General features: G+C 52.4%; 23 protein-coding genes. 5 read left to right on the top strand and 18 right to left on the bottom strand.

Translation table 11 applies throughout. The features are described from left to right. Window positions 1–19: 19 nt before the first annotated feature. From AACY98_RS01530 to AACY98_RS01515, 4 genes are all read right to left on the bottom strand, one after another. The gene (locus AACY98_RS01530; protein WP_339800677.1) at window positions 20–610 is read right to left on the bottom strand and encodes a hypothetical protein; all 591 of its coding nucleotides are present in this window, start codon (window positions 608–610) and stop codon (window positions 20–22) included. Between the two features lie 21 nt (window positions 611–631). Continuing rightward, window positions 632–1,246 (bottom strand): glutathione binding-like protein, encoded by a 615-nt coding sequence (locus AACY98_RS01525; protein WP_126979737.1) that lies wholly within the window; start codon window positions 1,244–1,246, stop codon window positions 632–634. A gap of 253 nt (window positions 1,247–1,499) precedes the next feature. Continuing rightward, window positions 1,500–2,231, bottom strand: coding sequence for a 23S rRNA (guanosine(2251)-2'-O)-methyltransferase RlmB (gene rlmB, locus AACY98_RS01520; protein ID WP_339800675.1), 732 nt, complete (start codon window positions 2,229–2,231; stop codon window positions 1,500–1,502). 151 nt (window positions 2,232–2,382) lie between these two features. After that, window positions 2,383–2,622 (bottom strand): hypothetical protein, encoded by a 240-nt coding sequence (locus AACY98_RS01515; protein ID WP_339800672.1) that lies wholly within the window; start codon window positions 2,620–2,622, stop codon window positions 2,383–2,385. Between the two features lie 419 nt (window positions 2,623–3,041). Between AACY98_RS01515 and AACY98_RS01510 the strand changes: the two genes are divergently transcribed. Further along, window positions 3,042–6,596, top strand: a complete 3,555-nt coding sequence (locus AACY98_RS01510; RefSeq protein WP_339800670.1) for an autotransporter domain-containing protein — start codon at window positions 3,042–3,044, stop codon at window positions 6,594–6,596. Between the two features lie 113 nt (window positions 6,597–6,709). Here AACY98_RS01510 and AACY98_RS01505 read toward each other — a convergent pair whose 3' ends face one another. Beyond that, on the bottom strand, window positions 6,710–7,528 hold the full coding sequence (locus tag AACY98_RS01505; RefSeq protein WP_339800667.1) for an aldo/keto reductase: 819 nt from the start codon (window positions 7,526–7,528) through the stop codon (window positions 6,710–6,712). Window positions 7,529–7,591: 63 nt separating this feature from the next. Continuing rightward, window positions 7,592–8,275 carry an ABC transporter ATP-binding protein gene (locus AACY98_RS01500; RefSeq protein ID WP_126979742.1) on the bottom strand — a complete coding sequence of 228 codons (684 nt, stop codon included), beginning with the start codon at window positions 8,273–8,275 and terminating at the stop codon, window positions 7,592–7,594. Between AACY98_RS01500 and AACY98_RS01495 the strand changes: the two genes are divergently transcribed. Together AACY98_RS01495 and AACY98_RS01490 are read left to right on the top strand one after the other, a co-directional pair. Continuing rightward, window positions 8,274–8,957 carry an arylesterase gene (locus tag AACY98_RS01495; RefSeq protein WP_423817501.1) on the top strand — a complete coding sequence of 228 codons (684 nt, stop codon included), beginning with the start codon at window positions 8,274–8,276 and terminating at the stop codon, window positions 8,955–8,957. The genes AACY98_RS01500 and AACY98_RS01495 overlap by 2 nt on opposite strands. Window positions 8,958–9,134: 177 nt before the next feature. Then, window positions 9,135–9,611 carry a hemerythrin domain-containing protein gene (locus AACY98_RS01490; RefSeq protein WP_339800659.1) on the top strand — a complete coding sequence of 159 codons (477 nt, stop codon included), beginning with the start codon at window positions 9,135–9,137 and terminating at the stop codon, window positions 9,609–9,611. Window positions 9,612–9,703: 92 nt separating this feature from the next. On the opposite strand, the gene AACY98_RS01485 is transcribed toward AACY98_RS01490, so the two are convergent. The 7 genes from AACY98_RS01485 to ypfJ form a co-directional block, all read right to left on the bottom strand. Then, the gene (locus AACY98_RS01485) at window positions 9,704–10,897 is read right to left on the bottom strand and encodes a PLP-dependent transferase (RefSeq protein ID WP_339800657.1); all 1,194 of its coding nucleotides are present in this window, start codon (window positions 10,895–10,897) and stop codon (window positions 9,704–9,706) included. A 218-nt stretch (window positions 10,898–11,115) separates the two neighbouring features. Continuing rightward, window positions 11,116–12,297: a hypothetical protein gene (locus AACY98_RS01480; RefSeq protein ID WP_339800654.1), complete on the bottom strand. Its 1,182-nt coding sequence runs from the start codon at window positions 12,295–12,297 to the stop codon at window positions 11,116–11,118. A 73-nt stretch (window positions 12,298–12,370) separates the two neighbouring features. Beyond that, window positions 12,371–13,789 (bottom strand): TolC family protein, encoded by a 1,419-nt coding sequence (locus tag AACY98_RS01475; RefSeq protein WP_339800652.1) that lies wholly within the window; start codon window positions 13,787–13,789, stop codon window positions 12,371–12,373. A 13-nt stretch (window positions 13,790–13,802) separates the two neighbouring features. Further along, complete coding sequence (locus AACY98_RS01470; protein ID WP_126979747.1) at window positions 13,803–15,758, bottom strand: MacB family efflux pump subunit; 1,956 nt, start codon at window positions 15,756–15,758, stop codon at window positions 13,803–13,805. A gap of 10 nt (window positions 15,759–15,768) precedes the next feature. Next, window positions 15,769–16,968 carry an efflux RND transporter periplasmic adaptor subunit gene (locus AACY98_RS01465; RefSeq protein ID WP_339800649.1) on the bottom strand — a complete coding sequence of 400 codons (1,200 nt, stop codon included), beginning with the start codon at window positions 16,966–16,968 and terminating at the stop codon, window positions 15,769–15,771. A gap of 179 nt (window positions 16,969–17,147) precedes the next feature. Then, window positions 17,148–17,999, bottom strand: coding sequence for a class I SAM-dependent methyltransferase (locus AACY98_RS01460; protein WP_339800646.1), 852 nt, complete (start codon window positions 17,997–17,999; stop codon window positions 17,148–17,150). Between the two features lie 140 nt (window positions 18,000–18,139). Next, window positions 18,140–19,003, bottom strand: a complete 864-nt coding sequence (ypfJ, locus tag AACY98_RS01455) for a KPN_02809 family neutral zinc metallopeptidase (RefSeq protein WP_339800643.1) — start codon at window positions 19,001–19,003, stop codon at window positions 18,140–18,142. 92 nt (window positions 19,004–19,095) lie between these two features. On the opposite strand from ypfJ, the gene AACY98_RS01450 reads away from it, so the two are divergent. After that, a complete protein-coding gene (locus tag AACY98_RS01450; RefSeq protein WP_339800641.1) occupies window positions 19,096–19,779 on the top strand; it encodes a DUF4136 domain-containing protein in 684 nt (227 codons plus the stop codon). A 42-nt stretch (window positions 19,780–19,821) separates the two neighbouring features. Here AACY98_RS01450 and dcd read toward each other — a convergent pair whose 3' ends face one another. The 5 genes from dcd to purT form a co-directional block, all read right to left on the bottom strand. Beyond that, complete coding sequence (dcd, locus tag AACY98_RS01445) at window positions 19,822–20,391, bottom strand: dCTP deaminase (RefSeq protein ID WP_126979752.1); 570 nt, start codon at window positions 20,389–20,391, stop codon at window positions 19,822–19,824. Between the two features lie 150 nt (window positions 20,392–20,541). Beyond that, entirely contained in the window at window positions 20,542–21,396 is an 855-nt protein-coding gene (locus AACY98_RS01440; protein ID WP_126979753.1) for a segregation and condensation protein A, read from the bottom strand. Between the two features lie 97 nt (window positions 21,397–21,493). Next, entirely contained in the window at window positions 21,494–21,703 is a 210-nt protein-coding gene (locus tag AACY98_RS01435) for a DUF3460 family protein (protein ID WP_339800636.1), read from the bottom strand. 154 nt (window positions 21,704–21,857) lie between these two features. After that, on the bottom strand, window positions 21,858–22,742 hold the full coding sequence (gene fdhD / locus AACY98_RS01430) for a formate dehydrogenase accessory sulfurtransferase FdhD (protein WP_339800634.1): 885 nt from the start codon (window positions 22,740–22,742) through the stop codon (window positions 21,858–21,860). Window positions 22,743–22,918: 176 nt separating this feature from the next. Beyond that, window positions 22,919–24,145 carry a formate-dependent phosphoribosylglycinamide formyltransferase gene (purT, locus tag AACY98_RS01425; protein WP_339800631.1) on the bottom strand — a complete coding sequence of 409 codons (1,227 nt, stop codon included), beginning with the start codon at window positions 24,143–24,145 and terminating at the stop codon, window positions 22,919–22,921. A gap of 178 nt (window positions 24,146–24,323) precedes the next feature. On the opposite strand from purT, the gene AACY98_RS01420 reads away from it, so the two are divergent. Then, entirely contained in the window at window positions 24,324–24,779 is a 456-nt protein-coding gene (locus tag AACY98_RS01420; RefSeq protein WP_339800629.1) for an SMI1/KNR4 family protein, read from the top strand. The last annotated feature ends 150 nt before the right edge of the window (window positions 24,780–24,929 follow it).

Here is a 24,929-nt window from a genome sequence, read left to right as displayed (position 1 = left end):
GTGTATGCATGGAGGCAGCTCATAAAGTAAAGCCCTCATTCCACATCAGCAGTTGCCCCACCACCAAACGCTCCAGCAGCCAGTCAAAATCGGCCAGAGATAATTGTTCCGGCACATCATAGGCAAGCAAAAAAACGGGCGTGGCATCCAGTGCCCGCAGTGCATACAGTCTAACCTGACCAGCCTCATGCCAATACAGCACCAGGCCACTGAGGTAACGCTGCATCACGTCATCTGTATAAGGCGGCACATTGTATCTTTGCAAAATGCGCTGCAACCTGTTTCTGGCCTGCTCATCCCCTGCAATGGCGGCACGCGCATCTTCAATTGTAAGCCCCTGCGGCACGGCATTCAGGTAAAGCTTTCCAATACTGCGCCAGTCATCCTGATTATCTTTGCAGGCAAAACATCCCCGATAGCGGCCACCAAAGCGTGACCCTGCATCTGCACTGCGCAACTGGCGCAATTGCGACATGAGCAGCTTGCCATCCTGAAAAGCTGCTTCAGAGACATCCATGAACACAATGTTGTACTGCCGCTGGGCAAAAACAAGCTGCGAGCCACCCAGCAAAAACAGCAAAAGGCCAGATAGCCAGAGCTTTCTTAGCAAACGCCCGGCATCTATCACCGCTTATACCGCCGGCACATCAATTTCTTCCTGATGTGCCCGCTGCACAGAAGGGCGCTCACTGACAACATCCATCCAATTGGCCAGTTCAGGCCACTGCTCCAGATCAACACTGAACCGGGGCATCCAGCTCAGGATCGGGAATAAATAGGCGTCTACAATGGTGAAGTGTTCTCCCATCACATAAGAGCGCCCCTTCATCCTGTTGGCCAGATTGCCCAGCCGCCACTCCAGTTTTTCAGTGATGATTTCTTTCACCTCATCGGGAATTTCTGCCATGAACAGCGGCGCACATAAAGCGTGCAACTCGTTACTCATGAAATTCAGAATCTCCCATAACTCCACCCGCTCCCATGAACCCTGGGGAGGCGCAAGCTTGGTTTCAGGCTTCAGGTCTGCCAGATACTGAATAATTGCAGGCCCTTCTGTCAAAATCTTGCCATCATCCAGCGTCAGAGCCGGCACATAGCCATTGGGATTAATCTCCCTGAAATCCCCACCTTCAGAAGTATGCATTGACGCATAGTTCACCCGGATCAGCTCGTAAGGGATATTTTGTTCAATCAAAATAATGTGGGGAGCCAATGCGCTTGCTTCAGATGCAAAATAAAGTTTCATACCCGAAAAATTCCTAAAATTAACAATACGTCTTCAACATGGGCTATATTTTCCCATGTACATAGAATTCACATGCAGAGCAGCAGTATATACAAATCGCCTACTACCTCATTGTTATTGCTCAATATTTTAACTGATGCCTGAAAAGGTCTGATATTGGAAGTGCCATAAGGGCAGACAGCCCTTAAGCACACCAGCAGCAAACAGATCGCACACAGAGCAACATCACCACCGGTTGCCGGTGATCCAGCCATCAACACCGCTGGCGCAACGCCTCATACAGACAAATGCCACTGGCAACCGACACATTCAAGCTCTCTACCGCCCCCTTCATGGGAATACTGACCAGCAGATCACAGCTTTTACGCGTCAACTGCCGCATTCCAGGCCCTTCAGCCCCCAAGACCAAAGCCAGCGGCATTTTCAAATCGGCCTCATACAAGGACTGTGATGCATCATCAGAAGTTCCCACGCACCAGATATTGCGCTCTTTCAGTTCTCCCAAAGTACGGGCCAGATTGGTCACCATGAAATAAGGCACGGTGTCTGCCGCGCCACTGGCCACTTTGGCAACGGTGGCGTTGATGCCTACCGCATGGTCTTTCGGCGCAATCACAGCATGTGCGCCTGCACCATCCGCCACACGCAGACAGGCCCCCAGATTATGCGGATCGGTCACACTATCCAGCACCAGCAACAAGGGTGGTCCCTCAACAGCATCCAACAAATCATCCAGGCTTTTTGTCTGGGTCAGTTCCTCAACAGCTGCCACAACCCCCTGGTGGCGGTGCGTTTTGGCCATTTTTTCAAGGCGTGCAGCATCAGACTCAATGATACGCACACCTGCGTTTGCAGCCTGCTCCAAAAAACGGCGCATGCGCTGATCATGCCGCGTCATATCCGCATAGATTTCGCGAACTGACTGCGGTGCAGTTTTTAAACGGACACTGACAGCATGAAAACCAAACAACAACTTTTGCGACATTTTTACCAACCTGCTAACAAATTAAACACACAATAATGCAAATACCTGCCGGCATTATCCGATAACAAACCATCCGTAACCGCGCCCTTATCAATCCACTGAAACCAGATACAGCATCGTATTCAACAGCATCTGTGCGGGCAGCGCTCCATCAGTAAAGCAACAACGCATTGTAACCGCCGCTTGCCCCCTGACCAGGAACAGTCATGCCACGCGGTAACTTTGCAAACGGGTTCAAAACAACAAAGACACCAACACCATCAGGGCTGCCGCCTTTACACAACAGATAGTCTACCGTTACAGTGAACAGCGACATAGATATTTTTAATCGCGATTGATAAGCCCTTACCCGCTGTTTATTCATTAAACCACGCTGTTCCGACTTATACATATTGCTCTGACATGAAACTTCACTATCGTACGCACTCACAGCGTAGCCAAAAGATTTACAAGCGCTTGACCGGGCTTTGCGTGAATAGTGGCACAAGTTCAGACTTTGCCTTTTGGACACTGATCTCCGTTCGATTAAAACGCTGCATCCCTCCAGATTCAAAACAACTTATGTTGTAAAAATACCATAAATACATCACACATTGTTCCTTTTACATAACCACGAAATCACAAGCTGATATGAATACTCAAAATAAAACCGCATCACATTTTGCTTTCAGCCCAATTGTTCATGCATGTCAAACTTTTTTGCGGCAAAAAGCATCCCGTTCTTTTTCAAAAATTTGGCGGGCAAGTGCTGTCTGCGCCAGTTTTTCAACCGTACTTTACGCCAACAGCGTATGGGCACAGTCATATAACGTGACAGATGTCACCTCACTCCAAGCCGCCTTACAAAATGCGTCTATTACCAGCGGCTCTATCATCATGCCTACCGGCCTGCAATGGACCTTAACCAGCAGTATCAATGCTGCTGGCGGCGCAAGCAATTTCACGCTCAATGGCAGCAACGGCATGCTGCTTGGCAACAATTCATTTGCACTGATCGACATGGGCACTCAAAGTGTCAATGCCATACAGAATATAGAACTTAACCGGGGTACATCATCCGCTGCCGGCGGCGCTTTTTCTGCCGGAACCATCGCTGCAGGCATCAACAATACTGCATTCAGAAATAACCAGGCTGCAACCAATGGCGGCGCTGTTTATATCAGCGGTGCCTTTGCTGGCGGCATTCAGAATAACATCCATTTCGACAGCAATACTGCTTCGGGTGGCAGCGGGGGCGGTATTTACATCGGCGGAAACTTCAGCGGTGGTATTGGGGGCTCAGGCCAAGATGCCCACTTTGACAATAACCATGCAAGCGCTGACGGCGGAGGCATGTACGTCGGCGGCACATTCAGCGGCAACATCAGCACCAACTACTTTGCCACCAATACGTCAGGCGGTTCCGGTGGTGGCCTTTATGTCGGCGGAGCGCTTGATGGTGTGTTGTCCAGTTATGCGTTCTTTATCAATAACACGACCGGGATTGATGGCGGTGGCCTGTATGTTACCGGTGCATTGGGCAACAGCGGAAATGCCATTGACGGCGCCATTGTGACAGGCAATACCGCCCAGAATAACGGCGGCGGCATCTGGACGGGTTCACTTGCCGGCAATGTCACAGCCAATTTTGCGCAAAACACTGCCACGAATGGAAGCGGTGGCGCCATCTACGTCAATACCGGCGATATCACGGGCAACATCAACAATGCCCAGTTCACAAGCAATACGGCAGGTGCTAATGGCGGTGGGCTTCATGTCGCCAATGGCGGTATCGCAGGCAGTATCAACAACAGCAACTTTTCCCAAAACGCAGCGGGCGGCAGTGGTGGCGCCATCAATCTTCAGGGTAGTTTGACTGGCAGCATCTCCGGCGCCAATTTCACACAGAATACAGCAGGTGCTAATGGCGGCGGACTCAACGTGGTATCCGGCGGCATCGCTGGCGATATCAGCAACACGACTTTTACCGGCAACCGGGCCAATGCCAATGGCGGAGGCTTCAACATTGTCAGCGGCAATATTGGCGGCTCACTCTCCAATGTCACCTTTTCACAAAATATCGCAGCAGCCAATGGCGGCGGGTTTAACCTCAGTCAGGGAAACATCACTGGTGATATCAGCGGTACAAGTTTCGCTACCAACTCAGCAGGGCAAAACGGTGGCGGCCTGAGTGTCATGAATGGTGATATCAGCGGCACCCTTTCCAACTCCCCCTTCGCTCAGAACTCTGCCACCGCCAGCGGCGGAGGTATGTATGTTTCGGGCACTGTGGGCAACATCACCAACATGAATTTTTCTGCCAACCATGCTGGACAGCACGGAGGTGCGGCATTCATTGGCACGCTTAACAACGGCATATCCAATTCAACGCTCAACGTCAACACAGCCAACGGGAATGGTGGCGCTTTATATATTGATCAGGGGCTGAACGGAACCATTTTAAATACGCAGTTCCTCTTGAACACGGCCGGTGGCAATGGTGGTGCGATATTCGTCAATACGTCATCAACCACCGGCAGCACCAATTTCACCCTCTCCGCTGATGCTGACAACCGGACCAACTTCACAGGCAACTACAGTGCTGCAACCGGCCAAAACAGCAGCATTTATTTTGGCCGCGCCAACGGGCAGAATTCAGGGCACGATGTCTTCATGAACGTTGGCGGCGCCGATTTCACCGGCACCGTTGCCATATATGACCCGATCACTGTTGATATGACGGGCGGCAGAAACTTCACCTACACTAATAACGGGGGAACCGGCACCCATTACTGGGGTGGCCGTAACAACATCACCACCGTTGGCGGCACTGCCACATTTAACCTGAATGCTGGTACAACACAGCTTCGCCCGGACTTTACCCTGGTTGCAGGAAGCGGTACCCGGATGATTATCAGCATGGGAGCCGGCCCCGAGATCAAACGCTTTTCCATGGATGTGTCGCAGCGTGATGCCAATCTGGCCGTTTTCAATTTTGCCAATGCAGCCGCGGGCTCTTCATTTACGCTGGGAAGCAATCTGGTGCTGACTGCACCCCGCACACTTTTGCCTCAGGTCGGCAAATACCTGATGGTGGAAGGCGGCATTGCCGCCCTTCCAGACCAGGCCGCACTGGACCATGTCAATGGCAGCATTGAAGAAACACACGAATACCAGGCACAGTTCCTGCGTGAAGGCAATCAGATCTGGCTGACGACTGTTTATGTCCCTGACCACGTTACAGACCTGGGCCCAAACGGTGAAGAATCTCTGGGCAACATTGAAGACTGGCTGCACAATACCGAAAACGGCAATAAGGTTCTGGACAACGACTGGGCGTTTTACCTGTTGAAAAACGACCTGAACTCGGTTTCTCCTGAAGCGGCATTGACACTTGGCTGGATCAATACCAACAACCATATCAAAGTAGCCAACCAGGCGCTGGATATGGCTTTTGAAAGTTGCCGTGAACAAAATCCCTCAACAAAAGACGACGATACCAATCGCCTGAATTGCGAAAGAAAAGAATTTTACGCATGGGTGAGTTACCTTGGCAGTTTTGGTCAGGATGCGCGCTCAAGAAGAGACCATTCAGGCTACCGGGTCGACACCAACGGCATCGTGATGGGGTTGAACTGGAATTTCCGCGAGAACTGGACTGCTGGCGTGTATGGCAGCTATACCAGATCAGATACCAATTTCACCGACATTCATGCCAGCTCGCAAACCGAAGCCGGCCAATTTGGCTTATTCGCCCGCTACACGACCCCTGAAAACATGCGCCTGACCGTTGATGCAGCATATTCTCATCATAAAAATGACCTGCGCCGAAGCCCTGCTTACCTGGGCGTCAGTGAAGGTGACTACGCACATGATGTGTTCAGTGTGGGAGCAGAAATCGCTCAGGACTTTTACCCCTGGGACAGCCATGCACGGTTGACACCATTTGCTTCGGCACGCTACCTGTGGATCAACCAGCAGGGGTTCACAGAATCCGGTGGCATGATGAATGCTCATGTCAGCCGTACCGATCATGACTTCCTGACCACCAATCTGGGAGCAACGCTTGAACGTGACTACACCCTGAAAAACGGAACCGTATTAACGCCCGGATTCACACTTGCCTGGCGGCATAACTTCGGCAACAGCCAATTCTCAACCAGAGCCCGGTTCGCAGAAACATATCTCGACGGCTCCTACGGCCCCACTTATCAAGTTAAGTCGCGCCCGCAGGAACGCGATGCACTGGTTGTCGGCCTTGGGCTCAAGGCTGAAGGGCAACTGCGGCCCGGCGTGCTGTGGAATACAACACTGTCGTACACCAGAGAGCAAAGCAGCCGCTCAAGCGATGATGCGCTTTTCTTAAGTGTGGGACTCAAGTTCTGATTCCGTTAGCTCTGCTGTAAACGTTTTATCTGTATGAAAAATGCCCTGGCAAGAAACTTCCAGGGCATTTTGTATTTTTGCTGATCAATATATTAAAGTAATAAAGGATCGTTCTAAAAATTAAAATTATCCGGATCAGCCCCCAGGCGCAGATTCTGATTCAGCGCCGTAATCTGCTTCACTTCATCGCTGCTGAGATCAAAATCAAAAATGTCCAGATTCTCTGCCTGCCTGTTTTGATGAACAGACTTCGGAATCACAACCACTCCCCGCTGCACATTCCAGCGCAATATCACCTGTGCAGGTGATTTCTGATGCTTTTGAGCAATTGCGCCGATAACCGGGCTTTTCAGTACATCCGACTGCCCGGCACCCAACGGCCCCCACGCCTGCGGGCAGATCTGGTGTGCATGGCAAAACTCAACCAAAGGCTCCTGTACCAGGTAGGGATAACATTCAAACTGGTTGATGGCGGGCACAATCTCTGCCTGCCCGAGCAAATCCTGCAAATGGTGAATTTGATAATTGCTCACGCCAATGGCTTTTGCCTTGCCGGCGTGATACACCGCTTCCATCTTTTTCCAGACATCCACATACGTTTTAGGTACTGGCCAATGCACCAGATACAGATCGACGTAATCAACGCCCAGCCGTTGCAGGCTGGCATCCATCGCCTCCTGCACCTTACCGCTGCGCTGGTCGTCATTCCATAATTTGGTGGTCAGAAAAATTTCGCTACGCGCAACTCCCGAATTCTGAATTGCCTTGCCCACAGCCTCCTCATTACCATAAATCATGGCGGTATCAATGTGGCGGTACCCGCTGGCCAGCGCCGTCTCAACCATTTGCTGTGTCACAACATTGTCAACCCTGAACACACCAATGCCAACAGCGGGAATCTTTGTGCCATTATTCAACTGCATATATTTCATATGTCATACCTCTTAGTCTGATTATTCAGGAAAAAACAGAAACACCTGCCCTTTCCCCATCATTCAAATAACCACCATTTCAGCCAGGTGGCCGGCCTCAACCTTCACCTGGCGATTGCATCGTGCAGACAGTTCACGGTCATGTGTCACCATCAGCAACGTCGTGCCAAGCTCCTGGTTCAACGTCATCATCAAATCCATAACCTTATTTCCAGTGGCAAAATCCAGCGAGCCCGTAGGCTCATCGGCCAGCAGAATATCAGGCTCCATCACAAAAGCGCGGGCCAAAGCCACACGCTGCTGCTCACCACCAGATAAAACCTTCGGGTAGTGCGATAAGCGCTCACCCAAACCGACACGCTCCAGTATTGCCTGCGCCTTCTGTTTGGCCTGCGGCCGGTTTGTCAACTCCAGCGGCAGCATCACATTTTCCAATGCGGTCAGATTAGGCATCAACTGAAAATTCTGAAACACAAACCCGACATGTTGCGCCCGGAAAGCTGCCCGCGCATCTTCACTCAGTGCAAAAATATCCTGTCCGGCCAGATAAACCGTTCCATCAGAAGGATGATCCAATCCGGCAATAATCCCCAATAACGTACTTTTGCCCGACCCGGAAGCCCCAACAATCGCCACCGATTCACGCGCCAGGACAGAAAACTCAATATCGTGCAAAATCTCCAAGGTACCACTGGAATCCGTGATACGTTTGTAAACATGCTCAACGTGAATAATCGATTCTGACATGAATAATCCCTTGATCATTTGGCGCCACAGCCATTCAACCACCCTGTTTCAGGCTGCAGCAAATATTCTTTTGTGTTTGCTACTGGCATTATCAGTGACTACGGGCGCTATTGCACAAAGCGCGCCTCAAACCATTTTGGTGGTAGGTGACTCTCTATCGGCCGAATATGGCCTGCCCCGCGGTACAGGCTGGGTTGCACTGATGCAGGCCCGGTTGCAGCAAAACTCTCCTGATGCGCAGGTGATCAATGCCAGCATCAGCGGCGATACCTCTGCCGGGGGTAAAGCCCGTTTACCTGCCGCGCTGCAACAACACCACCCTTCTATCGTCATCATCGAGCTGGGTGCCAATGATGCGCTCAGGGGCCTGTCTTTGGATGCCACAGCAGCCAACCTGGAAAGTATGGTGGAAATGAGCCAGGCAGCCGGCGCCAAGGTGCTGTTGCTGGGTGTGCAGGTACCGCCCAATTATGGAAGAAATTACACGGAACAGTTTGCACAGATGTATGTGCGCATTGCCCAAGAGAAAAACACGGCATTGGTGCCCTTTTTCCTCAAAGGTATTGCAGATGTTGCAGACTCTGAACAATACTTTCAGAGGGATCGAACGCATCCAAACCAATCTGCGCACCCGATTATTCTGGAAAATGTATGGCCTGAATTTGAAAAAATGCTGAACTGATTCTCTTCCTCGAATAAAACCCTATTGCATGACACGTTGTTTTCTTGCAATTTAAGCTTGATAATGAAGCAGTCAGTGCATAAATATTTGAAAAAATCAATATCAAAGAAGTGTTTTTCAGCCATTATTGGTTTTCGTCGCGGGCAGAGTTAACACAAAGTGTCGAAAGGATTTTCCATGAATACTCCAAAATCAGCAAGCGAGAATCTATCGTTTTCTGCCGAAAAATCATATTCCCCAACACTCGTCCCGGATCTGGTCCATGAGCATCAGGGGATGGTTAAACATCTGGCGGCAGTCATTAGCTCGTTTGACAACCGAGAATTGCGAACTACTGCAAGCCTGCTCGAACAATTCAAGCAGGAAACGATTGCCCATGTCTATAAAGAAACCACCAAACTTTACATGTATCTTCAGTACGCTTTGGTTGACCAGCCTTACGACTTTGCACAAATGCGTGAAATCCGTAAAGAAATGGATACCATCGTGGCCTACACCATGGATTTCCTGAAAAAATACGCGTCGCTCGAAACCGATTCACAATTACAGCAAGCATTCAGAACGGAAATGGAGGAACTGAGGGACCGCTGGATCATGCGGGTGGATATTGAAGAAAGCATTCTTTTCCCGATGTACCAGCCACCTGTACATTAAATACTGCAGGCCACCCTCTGTTTATCTTAACGTTGAGGTTTCTTTAATCGATGGCACGCAGCCGTGTGCCATCGATTTTTGATAGAACAAGCTTACGCAGATACCATTGTTTTAAGTGCCTGTTCGATATCGGCCTGCAAATCCTCCAGCGTTTCAAACCCCAATGAAAACCTCACCAGAGTGCCCTGCCATGCCGGTTTTGCGCGCATATCCTTTAAATCGTATGGCACCACCAAGCTGACAGGGCCGCCCCAACTGTAGCCGATTTTGAATAGCTTTAAAGCATCAACAAAACGGTCGACCTGCTGTGCGCTGTAACGCGCATCCACAAGCACGCTGAACAACCCCGCCCCAGTGCCGTTGCATAATCTCTTCCAATGCACATGCCCTAGGCTTTTTTCAAGTGCCGGGTAAAGTACGGCAGAAAATTCTGCCCGGTTTTCACACCACTGCGCCAGCGCCAATGCCTGCTCAAACTGTGCCTGGTACCGCACAGTCATACTGGGAAGGGAGCGCAACAGCAATTCGGCGTCATTCGCCGCAACGCCTATGCCGGTATACATATGCACACGCTGAATCTGCGCATGCAAATCGGCATCGCGCGTCACAATGCTGCCCATCAGCACATCGCCGCCCCCGCTGGGGTACTTGGTCAGTGCCTGCATCACCACATCAACGCCCAAGGTGTTGCCATGGTCATCAACACCCAACTCAAATCCGCACAGTGCCAGCCCTGCGGCCCAGGTATTATCAAGTGCAGTAACCACCCCGGCTTCTTTGGCAATCATGACCAGTTCATCCAGAGGAGGAAATTCCATCGTGACCGAGCCCGGGGCCTCCAGCCAGACCAACCGGGTTTTATCCGTCAAAGCAGCACGCAACGAAGCCGGCTGCATGGGGTCATACGTCGAATAGCTGATACCCAAATCACGCAATAAGCCTTTTGCGGTCACCAGACTCGGCCCATACACATTGTCCGGCAGCAGCAAATGATCTCCGGCTTTTAAAAAAGCCAGGTCCACCATGACAATTGCCGCCAAACCGCTGGGTGCCAAAGTACAGTATGTGCCCCCTTCCAGGTTGGCAATACGCTCTTCCAACGTAAATGTGGTCGGTGTGCCATGCAGCCCATAGGTATAGCCGCTTTTATCCATCCAATTGCGCTCGCGCATAGCCTGTGTGTCAGGGAAAAATACCGTGGAAGCCTTGTAAACACCGGGTTGCGGGGCATCAAACCCGGCTGGCGGGGTATACGGATTATGAAGAATACGGGTAGCACGTTTCATACAATACTTTCTCATACTTCTATTTGATGCGACCGGCTGTCAACATCACATAAGCGGTCTACATGCCCCCAAAAGGGGCGCATGCTGCAAAATGACATGGTAGGAACCGGCCCAAGCAAAACCCATTATAGAAAGTAAACTAATCACTTACCCAAGTACCGACTGTTTGACGTGCTTCTCTATGCGTCTCTCTGCGAACAACCGCTGAAAGCATCTCGCTACTGCACAAGCACCCTGAGATTTTCCGGTAAAGTCGCCCGCCACCAGACAACAGTACCACCCTGCTCGCGCAAATCGGTCAAACCAATCAGCACCCGCCGGCTGGCACTCAGCAGCCTGACCTGTATGGAGGTACTGGTCATTTCTTTTGCCACACCATGGTTCCGTAGCCATTCGTCCAACCAACCAAGCCCTTCTGTGGCAGTCCAGATCCAGGAGCGTCCATTTCCCGTATTAACGTCTGCCGTCGTTCCTACCACCAGATTGCCGTCATCACTGATGCCGAGTACATCTGCACCATGCTCAAAACCACCCAGGCTCAGCATCTGTCCCTGCCTATCCCAGCGGAAAATACCCTGCCCCACATCGCCAGCAAGCCACTGTGCATTGCGGCTGACAATATTCGGCCCCGGATCGGTCTGAATAAAATCGCCCTCTCTGGAAGGCAGCTCAGCCTGTACCCGCTGTTGATTCTGCCCTGGGGTCCACCATGTCAACCAGGCCTGGTCACAATGCGCGTCTTTCAGACACGTTTCCACTGTACTCAGCACCAGCGTACCATTGTCGGAAAACCAGAAACGCTCTTTGGCATGTCCCGCAGCATCCAACTGCAAAAAATCGGCAGCAGGCCATTGCTCAGCTTGAGCGCCGTCAATTGAACGCAAAACAAAGTTACTGCCGGATTCAATCCCTATCAACTGGCAATCATCGCGTACAGCATAAGTCCAGAATTGACGACCAAGATCCGTTAGCTGCTGGTGCCCTGCCTGCCACACCCAGCGACGGCCAAAAACAATATCGGCAGCGGCATTCACCCCGGCAGGCGTGCTGCTGGCTTCGCCCGCGACAACCCCTAGCCACTGCCAATGGTTCTGGGTCAGATCCCAGCGAAAAGCTTCAAGGCGTTTTAAGGATTGCCCGGATTCACCATCAACAGCACGCTCAGCCTCACCAACCACCACCTGTCCATCTGCACTGACGGCTTTGATATTCAGCGTGGCGGCATCTGCCTGAACACCTGCAGGAATTTGCAGATATGCCATATCCACATCCTGCCACGGCAAACGTGTGGAAGCTGTATCCTGCGATACCTCCATCGAATGATCCACAGCATGCCCCGTACACCCTGCCAACAGCACTGTGCCCAGCAGCAAAAACACCCAACGTTTCAACTCATTCATCTCACTTTATCGTCGAAAAAACTATTTTATTCACGGTGGCCTTCACCTGATGGCCTACGCACTCCAATTCACATCAAACACCGCCACCCAGTGCCTGATACAACATCACCTGGTTTTGCAGACGGGACAACTGATTGGCCGCCAGAGAAATCTCTGCACTGCGGCGGCTCTCCTGCGCATCCAGCCAGTCTTTCAGCGGAACCTCGCCGGCACGGTAGCGTTCTTCATAAATGGATTCTGTTTTGCGTGCATCTGTCAGCGACTGCTGCAACAACGCATACTGTATGTTCAGTTGCGCGCGGGCAGACAAGGCATTCTCCACATCCACCAGCGCCTGGTACAGCGTCTGGCGGAAGTTGACAACCGCCTCTTCATAGCGCGCCTTTGCCAGTTCGTTGTTAAAACGCATCTCGTTGAACTGTAAAAATGGCAATAAAAGTCCGGCACCCAGCGTTGCCACCGGGTTATTCAGCAAATTGCCCAGTGAACTGCTGGAGGTCCCCAGTGCGCCGGTCAGCGTCAACTGTGGATAGTAGCTGGCCCTGGTCGCATCTACATTTGCCAGGCTTTCCCGCAAACGCATTTCCGCTGCACGCAGGTCAGGACGCCTGGCCAGAACATCGGCCGGCACCCCCTCTTGAACCGGTGGCAGTTCCTCATACCCCAGGAACGCAGGCTCATCGGGCAATATGGCTTTTAACCCCTCTTCGGTTGGCGGCATGTCAAAAATAATGGCCAATGCGTTACGCGTTTCCACCCGCTGCTGCACCAGTTGAGACAGGTTGGACTGCTGTGTCAATAAACTTTGTCTGGCCTGTGTCGGCTCCAAAATAGAAACGGCCCCTGCCGCATGCTGAGCCAGCACCAGCTCAAGCGTTTTCTGCGTATAGGCAATACTTTGCTGCGTACTGGCAATGCGCTGGTTCAGATAAATCAATTGCCAGTACAGGTCAGCCACCGTTCCGGCCAATGACAAGGCTGTGGCCTCCCGGTCTGCTTCGGTTGCCATAGCCTCCCAGTCAGCGGCATTTTTCAGGCTTGACAAGCGTCCCCATAAATCGGCTTCATAGCTGACCGACAGGCTGGTACCGCTGCCTTTGGACCACGCCTCTGAAATATCGATGCTGCGCTCACCACTGGCATTCAGGCGCCCGGTAACCGTAGGCAGCAAATCACTGCCGGCCAGTTTGGCCTGCAACTGCGCCTGCCGCACTTTCAGTGCCGCCGCAGCCAGATCGTTGTTACGCTCAAACGCCAGTTCAACCAGAGCATTCAACTGCTCATCGTTAAACAACTGCCACCAGCGGTCATTGCTTTGCAGCATAGATGGTGCCTGCACCCTGTACTGCCACTGTTCAGGCGTTTGGACTGCCGGCGTTTCATAAGGGGTGTGCATCAAAGAGCACCCGGTCATGCTGGCGGCAACAGCCAGCGAAACCAGCTTGACGGCCCAGCCTGCAAACCCGCGTTGGTTATTATTTTTAGCGTACATGCTGTTTACCCCCTTAATCGCTGGACAGTGCATCAACCGGGTTCAACCGAGCTGCACTGCGTGCTGGCAGATAACCGAAAATGATGCCAATCATGGTAGAGCAGACAAACGCAACCACCATGGATGTTGCAGAAAATGCAGTGGAAAACCCTGTCTGCGCAAAACTGAACAGCCAGCCAAACAGCAATGCCAGCGAAATCCCCAAAGCCCCGCCCAGAATACAGACCAGCACCGCCTCAATCAGAAACTGCTGCTGAATATCGGACTGCCGGGCACCTACAGCCATGCGCACGCCAATTTCACGTGTGCGCTCGGTCACGCTCACCAGCATGATGTTCATCACGCCAATGCCGCCCACCACCAGCGAGATCACGGCAATGGCCGAAATCAGCAACGTCATGGTCTGGGTGGTGCTTTCCACCGTCTGCCGGATACTGTCCGTGTTGATGATGAAAAAATCCTCCCGGCCATGGCGCAACGTCAGCAGATGGGTAATGCCCTGCTCAGCGGCTGCCATCGGTGCGCCATCATCCACACGCACGGTGATGTTCCGCAGATAAGACTGGCCCAAAATACGCTTCATCACAGTGGTATAGGGTACAAAAACATTCAACGCATCGCTGTTGGTGAACGCACTGTCTTTTTTCTCCGTCACACCAATCACCCGCGCCGGGATCGACCCCAGCAGAATGACCTTCCCGATCGGGTCTTCTCCAGCCACAAACAGCTTGTCGCGGGTGTTCTGATCAATCACCACTACCTGGGCCAGCTCCTGCTCGGCCGCCTTGTCAAACGCAATGCCATCTTGAATGGCAATATCCTTGACCCTGAAATACTGGCTGCCCACGCCCTGTATCGTGGCCGAAGCCTCCACATTGCGGTAGCGCAAGGTACTGGATGAAGTGACATTCGGTGTCACACTGTCCACATAGCCCTGAGTTGACAAGGCCTCGGCATCCGCAGGAATCAGCGTTCGGATTCGCCCGGAGCGCGTATCCCCGAACCCCTGCCCCGAATAAATCTCAATGGTATTGGTGCCAATCGCACTGATGTTGCTCAGAATATCACGGCGGGATCCCTCCCCCAGCGCCACAACCGACACCACAGAGGCAATCCCGATGATGATCCCGAGCATGGTCAGAAATGTGCGCAATTTGTGAGAGCGCATCGCCAGTGCGGCCATGCGAAACGCTTCACTCAAGCGGTCCCACAGCGCCAGCAAAGGCCTTTTGTTGTCTTTCAGGACATGATCGGCACTGCTTGCAGGGCTGATCGTTTCATCACCATTTTTGCGATCCGCCACAATCTCGCCATCGCTGATTTCAATGATCCGCTGCGCATATTCGGCGTTGTGCATGTCATGCGTCACAATGATGATGGTATGCCCGGCTTCATGCAGCTCGGTCAGAATCTTCATCACTTCCTTGCCGCTGTGGCTGTCCAGCGCACCGGTAGGCTCATCGGCCAGAATAATGCTGCCGCCATTCATCAATGCGCGGGCAATGGATACCCGCTGCTGCTGACCGCCTGAGAGTTGTCCGGGTTTATGGTCCACCCGGTCTTCCAGCCCCAGCCTTTTGAGCAGTTCCAATGACCGCTCATGGCGTTCCTGTGTCGAACGGCCGGCATAAATGGCTGGCACCTCCACATTGCCCTGTGCCGTCAGGTCTGAGAGCAGATGATAACGTTGGAAAATGAATCCAAACCGCTCCCGGCGCAAGGCTGCCAGTTCATCAGGGCCCAGGTCCTTGACCTCTTTCCCCCCTAAGCGGTAACTGCCCGAAGTGGCCTGGTCCAGACAACCGATGATATTCATCAGCGTTGACTTGCCCGAACCGGAAGCCCCCACAATGGCCACCATTTCACCGGCCTGAATGCTCAGATCCACATCTTTCAGTACGGCAACGGTCTGCTCGCCAGACTGGAATTCTCGGCGCAGTTTTTGGATTTCAATCAACGGGGTTGTCATTTGCCCCCCCTTAGAACCGCATCGGACGGCGCATGTTGCCGGAGTTACCGGTGTTCATTGAACTGTCGCCAATCACCAGCTTGTCGCCTTCCTGCACGCCTTCGAGTATCTGTGCCGTCACACGGTTGTTGATGCCGACCCGGACCGGGCGGTTCTCTATCTGGTTGTTCGCTCCCAGCACTCGCACATAATAACTGCCGCGATCCTTGTCATTCTGCAAGGCAGAAGATGGCACAATCAATGCAGACTGGGCTTCATCGCGCACAATATTCACTTCTGCCGTCATGTCAATGCGGAATTTGCCATCCGGGTTGGCAATATCAAACAGCCCGTTATAGTAAATCGCCGTGCTGCTCGAAGAACTGCTGGAAGAACTGCTGCTCGATGTTTCAGAGGTAATGGATTCCGGCGCTGGTTCAATCTGCCTGAGCGTCGCTTCAAACTGCGTATCAGGCTCACCTAATATGGTGAAATAAACCCGCTGACCCGGCAGCACCCGGGTTACATCCGCTTCAGAGATTTCAGCCTTTACCGTCATGGTATCCAGATTGGCCACCTTGATGATGGTTGGTGTGGTCTGGTTGGCATTCACCGTCTGCCCTTCTTTGGTCACAATCGCCACCACGGTACCAGCCATCGGGCTGGTAATGCGCGTATAACCCAGATTCACTTTGGCGGTATCCACGTCAATTTTGGCCTGCACAATCTGTGCCTGCAATGACTTGATATTGGCCTGAATGGTTTTATAGTTTGCCTGCGCCTGCTCGTAGTCGGCCTGCGCACTGGCATCTGACTGGCGCAGACGCTGCTGGCGTTCAAAAGCCAGTTTGGCCTGTGCCAAGTTGGCCTGCTCAGCCTCCAGCTTGGCCTGTGATACCGCCAAAGCAGCTTCGGCATTTTTTAACGCATTCTGTTGTGTCAGCGAGTCAATTTCGGCCACCAGTTGATCCATTTCAACCCGGTCACCCAACTCAACATGCAACACCTTGACCTGCCCTGAAGCCTGCGCACCCACACTGACCTGCTGAATGGCCTCAAACGTTCCTGTGGCCAGTACCGTATCTTCAATATGGCCGAGCGTCACCGGTACAGTGATCAATTGGGGGCCATCCTGCTTGCCAAAGAAAAAAACCTTGATCAGCAGCGCCGCCACAATCACAGCACCAGCCAGAAACACCCAGCGAAAATTTGATTTTTTAGACCTTGCCATAGTTTTCCTGTCTAAATAAACCCTTCGGATCAACCATCGGGCCATTTTGATTATTCTTGTCTGATACCAAGTCTGTCATGCCTCTGTTGCCGGTTTACGTCGCAATTGTTAAGCAATTGTGAAGTTCTCAAATAATCAGCACATGCAAAACCTGAACATCCCTTTCAGGATGAGCTATTCTATGCCCCGCCTTGAGCACGGGCACAATAGACTTTCAATTTACCCGAAAAAATCTCCCCGGCAGGCCACTGCGCAGCGTCCAGCAACTGAACGGACGGCAACCCTGCCTGGGAAACCAGTTCACGGTATTGTGCATCCGTGTAGCCCTTCATGGAGCTCTGATACGCACACACACCGGCATGATCAGCTTCAATGATCCAGAAGCATGTTGTCGCAGTGGCCGTTTCAGAATTCCAGAAATGCTCCTGCAGGCAGATATGCGGTGTGCTCAGGAACAATCCCGTTTCATAGGACTGCCACGAAGGTGGTTGCTGCCCCTGGCGTTGAACCTCTTCCAGTGTGTGCGTCTCCAACAGCAAAATACCGCCGGGCTTCAATAGTTTGGCAGCGTTATGAAGAATGTGTTCCGCATCTGTTTGCGGAAAAACATTCAACTCGCCAAAAGTCATCATGATCAGGTCAAACTGTCCTGACACCTCTATGTTACGGACATCTGACAGCAGATACTCAATGGCAAGCTGTGCCTGCTGCGCCTGCTGTTTGGCATAGGCGATAGAGGCTGGCGAAAAATCCACCCCAACGCACTGATGCCCCAGTTGCGCCAGCCGATAGGTATAAAACCCGGGGCCACAGCCCAGGTCAAGTATGCGGGCAAACGCGGGCAACTGGCTGGCAAGCCACTGCACCTGCCGGTCAATCACATCAAAACGGCGGCTGGCCCAGTCATGCTCCTGAGACAGATGGTTTTCCAGCATGCGCTGGCTGAATGCAGGATCATCCCATGGAATTTTCCCGCCATGGTTCCAGGGTTGAGGTGGAATCTGACGCGAAATCATGTCGTATAGCTTCATCGTGTTTATTTTCTTTAATATATATAAAAATGCGACACAGACTGTATCAGCCTGCGCGCAAAGTCAACCGCTGGCAATAGCCAGACAGTCGCTAATCTGTCGTATGTATGGAGCTACCCGATATTCACATGCACCATTCCTCAAAGCCTTTGTGCAGAAAACGTATCACAGGCCTGCACGTTGCCATCTTCCCAGCCGCGCCGGAACCAGCGTACCCGCTGCGCACTGGTTCCGTGTGTAAAGCTGTCCGGAACCACGCGGCCCTGAGAACGCGACTGCAGCGTATCATCACCAATCTGGCTGGCAGCATTCAGCGCCGCATCAATATCACCGTCTTCAATCATCGGCGTCTGCTCATTGGCGGTATGCGCCCAGACACCGGCAAAGCAGTCTGCCTGCAACTCCACCCGCACGCTCAAAGCGTTGTATTGGGTTTCACTCAAGCGCCGGCGCTGCGCATCCACCTGATCCGTAATGCCCAGCAGTTTTTGCACATGGTGTCCGACTTCATGCGCAATCACATAAGCCTGTGCAAACTCGCCTGGTGCTCCCAACTGGTTTTGCAGCGTATCATAAAAACTCAGGTCAATATACACCTTCTGGTCAGCCGGGCAGTAAAACGGCCCCATTGCGGCCTGCCCCATCCCGCACGCTGTCGGGTAAGCACCCCGGAACAGCACCAGCTTTGGCGGCACATACTGCTGCCCTGCCTGTTTGAAGATCGGGGTCCACACATCCTCAGTGGAGGCCAACACCGTCGCCACAAACCTGCTCTGTTCGTCATCAGCAGGCGGCGCCTGTGCCGGCCCCTCCTGTACTGTCGCAGGCAAACCACTGTCGCCACCGCTTAACAGCCCCAATACAGTCAGCGGATTAATGCCAAATATCCAACCGATTCCCAACGCCAGTACCACAGTGCCCAGACTGATACCGCCAACCCGTGCACCCCGGCTGCTGCGTCTGTCTTCTACATTATCGCTTTCACGCTGCCCTTGCCATCGCATGTTGTTACCTTTAGTGCTACTAAAATTAGTGTAATTATGCTATCGTGATGGCATTGAGGTTATTCATCTGCTTTTTGGCCGATCAATGCATCATGAAACCATTGCTTCGCTGTATTTCTGTCCTTGCGCTATCCACCTGTTTTGCATTGCTGGCAGGGTGTACAACAACGTCTGTTTTCAAAGCCCGGGTGACCACGTTTCAGGACTGGCCGGAAAACGCCGATCAGACCGCCATGACCTACACCTTTTACCACCTGCCAGGACAGGATATTTCGCTGGAGCAGGAAACCTATGAAAACCTAGTCCGGCATCCCCTGGACAATGCAGGCTTTATTGAAACAGCGCCCGACAGCCAGCCGCGTTACCTTGTTTACCTTTTTGTATGGTCTGGTGAAAAAGAACGCCAGGTCTCTGTTCCCGTCTACGACAATGCCCCGCCCCCTGTGCTGGTACCCGGTTATCGCAACCCCTATTCTGGCATATGGTACGGATCGCACTGGGTCTACCCTTACGGCATGGGCCCCCGCTACATGGGAGAGCGGCTGGTGACCCAGAACTACCTGCACGCACGCCTGACGCTGATCATCCGCGATACCCATGAACCCAGCGAACAGGGCATGCCGCACTCAGTGTATGAAACCACGGCCATCACCAAAAGCGCATCCAGAACACTGCTGCAGCTTATTCCTTTGATGGCTCAGGCCGCATTGAGCGACTTCCCTGCGGCCAACGGCAGCGAGCGGATCGTGCAGATTGAACTGGAAAAAGGCCGCTGACACCTTATACGCTGATACGGGCGTATCTGCAAAAATCCGTCTTCAGGCCCTGGGCAGCGTCACGCCACTTTGCCCCTGGTATTTTCCACCACGGTCTTTATAACTGGTCTGGCAGACTTCATCGCTTTCAAAAAACAGCACCTGTGCACAGCCTTCGCCTGCATAAATCTTCGCAGGCAGTGGCGTGGTGTTAGAAAACTCCAGCGTCACATACCCTTCCCACTCAGGTTCAAACGGTGTCACGTTCACAATGATGCCGCAGCGCGCATAAGTGCTTTTGCCCAGGCAGATCGTCAGCACATTGCGTGGAATACGGAAATACTCCAGCGTACGCGCCAGTGCAAAGCTGTTGGGCGGAATCACGCAGACATCGGCGTTGATATCGACAAAACTTTTTTCATCAAAGTTTTTGGGGTCCACCACGGTGCTGTAAATATTGGTAAACACCTTAAATTCAGGCGCGCAGCGGATATCGTAACCATAACTGCTGGTACCGTAACTGATGATTTTCTGCCCGTCTTCCGAACGGCGTACCTGCCCTGGCTCAAACGGCTCAATCATGCCATGTTCTTCGGCCATGCGGCAAATCCATTTATCGCTTTTGATACTCATGATCTTGTTTTATCCAACCGCTGTTGATATCTTAAAAAAATTGCCATTTTGACATGTGCAGGCCCGTTTGACCATGCTTTTGGCACATATCCCGCAAACTGCCCGTCGGTTTTTAGCGGGACACATTCACCATTCCCGCCAGTTGGGCTGCTAGTTAGGCTGATAGGCCAGCCGCACATAAATCGGCGCATAAGCCTGCGCCTGAGTAACCTCAACCAGCATCTCGCGCGCGAGTTCCAGCAGCGCAATGAACGTTACCACAACCACCCCGACACCACGCGCAGTATCAAACAGCTCTTCAAATGCCACAAAGCGCCGCCCCTGCAAGGTTCTGAGCACCATACTCATATGCTCACGCACAGACAGCTCTTCGCGCGTAATCGTATGCTTTTGAACCAGCTTGGCCCGTTTAAGCACATCGGCCCAGGCCTGGCGCAATTCATCCACACTCACGTCAGGAAAGCGCACTTCCATGCTCTGCTCAACATAGACATGCGCTTTGAGAAAATCACGCCCAAGCTGCGGCAGTTCATCCAGCCGGGCAGCGGCCAGCTTGATCCGCTCATACTCGAGCAAACGACGCACCAACTCCGCCCGGGGGTCTTCAGCCTCCTGCCCGTCATCGCTTTGTTTGACCGGCAGCAGCATACGCGACTTGATCTCGATGAGCATTGCCGCCATCAGCAGGTATTCGGCAGCGAGTTCCAGATTGGTGTTGCGGATCTGTTCGACATACAGCAGATACTGATTCGTCACATCCGCCATCGGGATATCCAGAATATTGAAATTCTGTTTGCGAATCAGATACAGCAGCAAATCCAGCGGGCCTTCAAAAGCCTCCAGAAAAACTTCCAGCGCTTCAGGTGGAATATACAGATCCTGCGGCAGCTTGAACAGCGGTTCGCCATACAGCCGCGCAACCGCCACAGTGTCTATCACTTCGGGGTGTGACGTAGCCAGCATGGCTTCGTCATTTCGCAAGGCCTCATTTTCCAGTTCGGACATGCAGATTCACTGTGGTTTGAATAATAAAGACAGCAGAAAACAAACTCCGCCGCCCCGCAAGCGGCAGCGATGCCGTTTTCACGCTAAGGGAAGAAATTTACTCGCCCTTGACCTGATAGACGTAAGCCGTCTGAGGGACATTGGCCTTGTCAAACTCGGCTTCTTCCTGATGGTCAATCGGATGATCCCACAAACGCAGACGACCTTCCTGCTGGCGCTGTTCCAGCGTCGGATCCTTTTTTCTGAGTTCGGCAATAAACTCTGTGATATCTGAGGTAATGGGTTTTTGATGAAGGTCGAATTCCATCTTGTGCTTCTCCGTAATTGTGCAAGCTGTTCGTGCAAGCTGTTCGCCTGCCATTTATTTTAACGTGTATTTTATGCCATCTGGGCATAACAGGCAGCTTACCCGCATTGACCCTGACGAACACACCTTTATCAAACCAGATTGTTACATGTAATCAATTGGTGTATTGTACGGCTTTCCCCTGGCGGCATAACCCGAAAAGGCGCATGCCAGTATGACCTGCAAGCTGCACGGCCAGCACTGTAGGCGCAGAAATCGCCGCCAGCACCGGAACATTGCGATACGCGCATTTGCGGATCAGCTCGTAACTGGCCCGGCTGGTCATCACCACAAAACCTTCAGCCGTCTCTTTTTCAGGCAACATGGCCCGCCAGCCCAGCAACTTATCCAGTGCATTGTGCCGGCCTACATCCTCCATCACCTGAACCAGCTCTCCATCGGGCAACACCCAGCCAGCCGCATGCATGGAGCCCGTCTGCCGGTTCAGCACCTGACGAGCAGGCAGTTGTTCAAACGCGTGCGCCAGCGGTGTCACATTTAATGCATCGCTCCATGATGGCCTGGCAACCCGGGGTGCATCCAGTTCAAAAGAAGCCAGGCTTTCCACACCACACACGCCACACCCGGTACGGCCGGACAGAAAACGGCGACGCTCCTTTAAGGTTGCAAAACGGCGCGAAGCAATTTCCAGCCGCACTTCAAAGGCCGCAGTCAGGCCGTTGGTTGCAGTCTGCGCATCCATGGCAACCACTTCAATGCCATAACACTCATCGGCTGCGCCCAAAATCCCCTCGCTGAGCGAAAAACCAAGCGCCAATGCCGGCAGGTCCTGCGGCGTAGCCATCATCACCGCATGGGAAATGCCATTAAACACCAGAGCCACCGGCACCTCGTTGCTCAGCATATCGCCTTCGTGCACCAGTTGCCCGGCAACCAGGCGCTGCGTGGACAGTTCCACAACAGGTTGCAACATGTCTGATGCAGCAGCATCTTCTGGCAATGTGTGCGAATTCAAAAATCTGGCGCGAGATGCGTCCATCAATATGCTTTCCCTTAATGAGTCAGAGCTTGTGCCCATAAAAAAACAGAGTGGCACCAGCTAAATCAAGCTCTGGCAACCAAGGCAATCACAGATTTACATTGTAAATCCGGAAGGCAGATTCATCGCCTACAACACGATACCCTGATGAATCTCATGTGTGCTTCGTATAGGCATCATACACGCGGCTTCACCAGCGAAGCCGCCAGCACCGCCTTTTCGCGCGCTTCGGTCACATTGTCAGCATACGCCAGCGCCACGCCCATACGGCGTTTGGTAAAACTTTCCGGTTTGCCGAATAAGCGCAATTCGGTCTGAGGCACAGCCAGCGCTTTTTCAACGCCGTCAAACTGAATCCCTTTAGCATCTACCCCGCCATAAATCACGGCACTGGCACCTGTATTGCGCAATTCCGTGTTAACCGGCAACCCCAAAATCGCGCGTGCATGCAGTTCAAACTCGCTCTGCCACTGGGTAATCATGGTGACCATGCCGGTATCATGCGGCCGTGGACTCACCTCGCTGAACCAGACCTGATCACCCTTGACAAACAACTCCACACCATAAATACCCAGCCCATCAGGCTGCCCGTCCAGCCCCTGCCCCAGATTATCGGTAATGGCATGGGCAATTTCCTGCGCTTTGCGCAAAGCCGCAGGCGACATCGGATGCGGCTGCCAGCTTTCCACGTAATCGCCGTTTTTCTGTAAATGCCCGATGGGTGCACAGAAAGATGTCTGCACCTGGCCCTGCACATCGCGCCAGCGTACCGTCAGCAGCGTGATTTCATAGTCAAAATCGACAAATCCTTCCACAATGATGCAGCCGTTCTGCACCCGCCCGCCTTCCATCGCGTATTGCCAGGCACGCTCAATATCGGCTGCGCTGTCAATCCGGCTCTGCCCTTTGCCGGAACTGCTCATCACCGGCTTGACAATGCACGGATACCCCACGCCATGGGACTCAATCGCTGTTTTAAGCTCATCCAAGGAATCGCAAAACCGATAAGGGCTCGTTGGCAGGCCCAGCGTTTCAGCCGCCAGACGGCGAATGCCCTCCCGGTCCATCGTCAGGCGTGCCGCACGGGCAGTGGGCACCACACGTACAGCCCCCTTGGCCTCCAGATCCTGCAACACGGTGGTGGCAATCGCCTCAATTTCAGGTACCACCAGATGCGGCTTTTCCTGTTCGATCAGGCAGCGTAGCTGCTCGGCATCATTCATCGCAATGGTGCGGCTGTGATGTGCCACCTGCTGCCCCGGCGCATGGTCGTACCGGTCCACCGCAATCGTTTCCACCCCCAGGCGTTGCAGTGCAATAAGCACTTCTTTTCCCAGCTCACCCGAGCCTAACAACATCACACGCGTCGCACCAGGCGATAAAGGGGTACCCAAGGTTGTCATAATTCCATCTTTATGCAAAAAATCAAGTGTTCCATTTTACCGCGTTCAATCTCATCAGGTTTGCCAGAAGCACATTGCATTTGCTCTGCCTGCCGTTCTTACCTGCCGGGTGAATGCCACACCCATATGAGATGAATAATCAGCTATGATCTTGAAACAGCTTAAAGAGAAATGACAAATGAATAAGATCAAACTGATATCTTTGCTCCTAGAAAAAAAGATATGTAAAGAAGAGGATATTCAAGGATGCTCTATCGCAGAGATAGAACACTTGGAAAAATCAGCAGGACTTCAATTGCCTGGGCAATATAAGGAGTTTTTACTTGCTGTTGGGAAAGGCGCTGGCAGCTTTTTCCAAGGGTCAGACATTTTTTTCCCACTGATGAATGGCCTCAATAAAGAAGCCATCGAACTGCTGGAAGAGAACGATGAAGAATTTGACCTGCCGGAAAATGCGTTTGTATTTTTAATGCATCAAGGGTATGAGTTTGATTATTTCGACACTTCTAATGGTAATGATCCGCCCGTTTATCAATATGTAGAAGGCAATGGACCTCCCGTTTTGACATGGGGATCGTTCAGCAAATTTCTCAATGATTCAATAATGCAGCATGCCAAGGCGTGTTCATGCTAACGGGTACGCAGGCATTCAACAATCAGGCGTTGTTGTGCGTCAGTCATCATCACGCCAGTATGAATATCATGATCAGCAAAGCGTGTGAACAGACCCTCACGTAAAAACCAAAAGCCAGCCCGGCATAAGCCGGGCTGGCTTTACTTCTGC

The organism is Saezia sanguinis, assembly GCF_963921665.1.
In the GTDB taxonomy this organism is placed as follows: domain Bacteria; phylum Pseudomonadota; class Gammaproteobacteria; order Burkholderiales; family Burkholderiaceae_C; genus Saezia; species Saezia sanguinis.
Note: the sequence above shows the minus strand (reverse complement) of the source record. Positions and strands in the feature narration are given on the sequence as shown.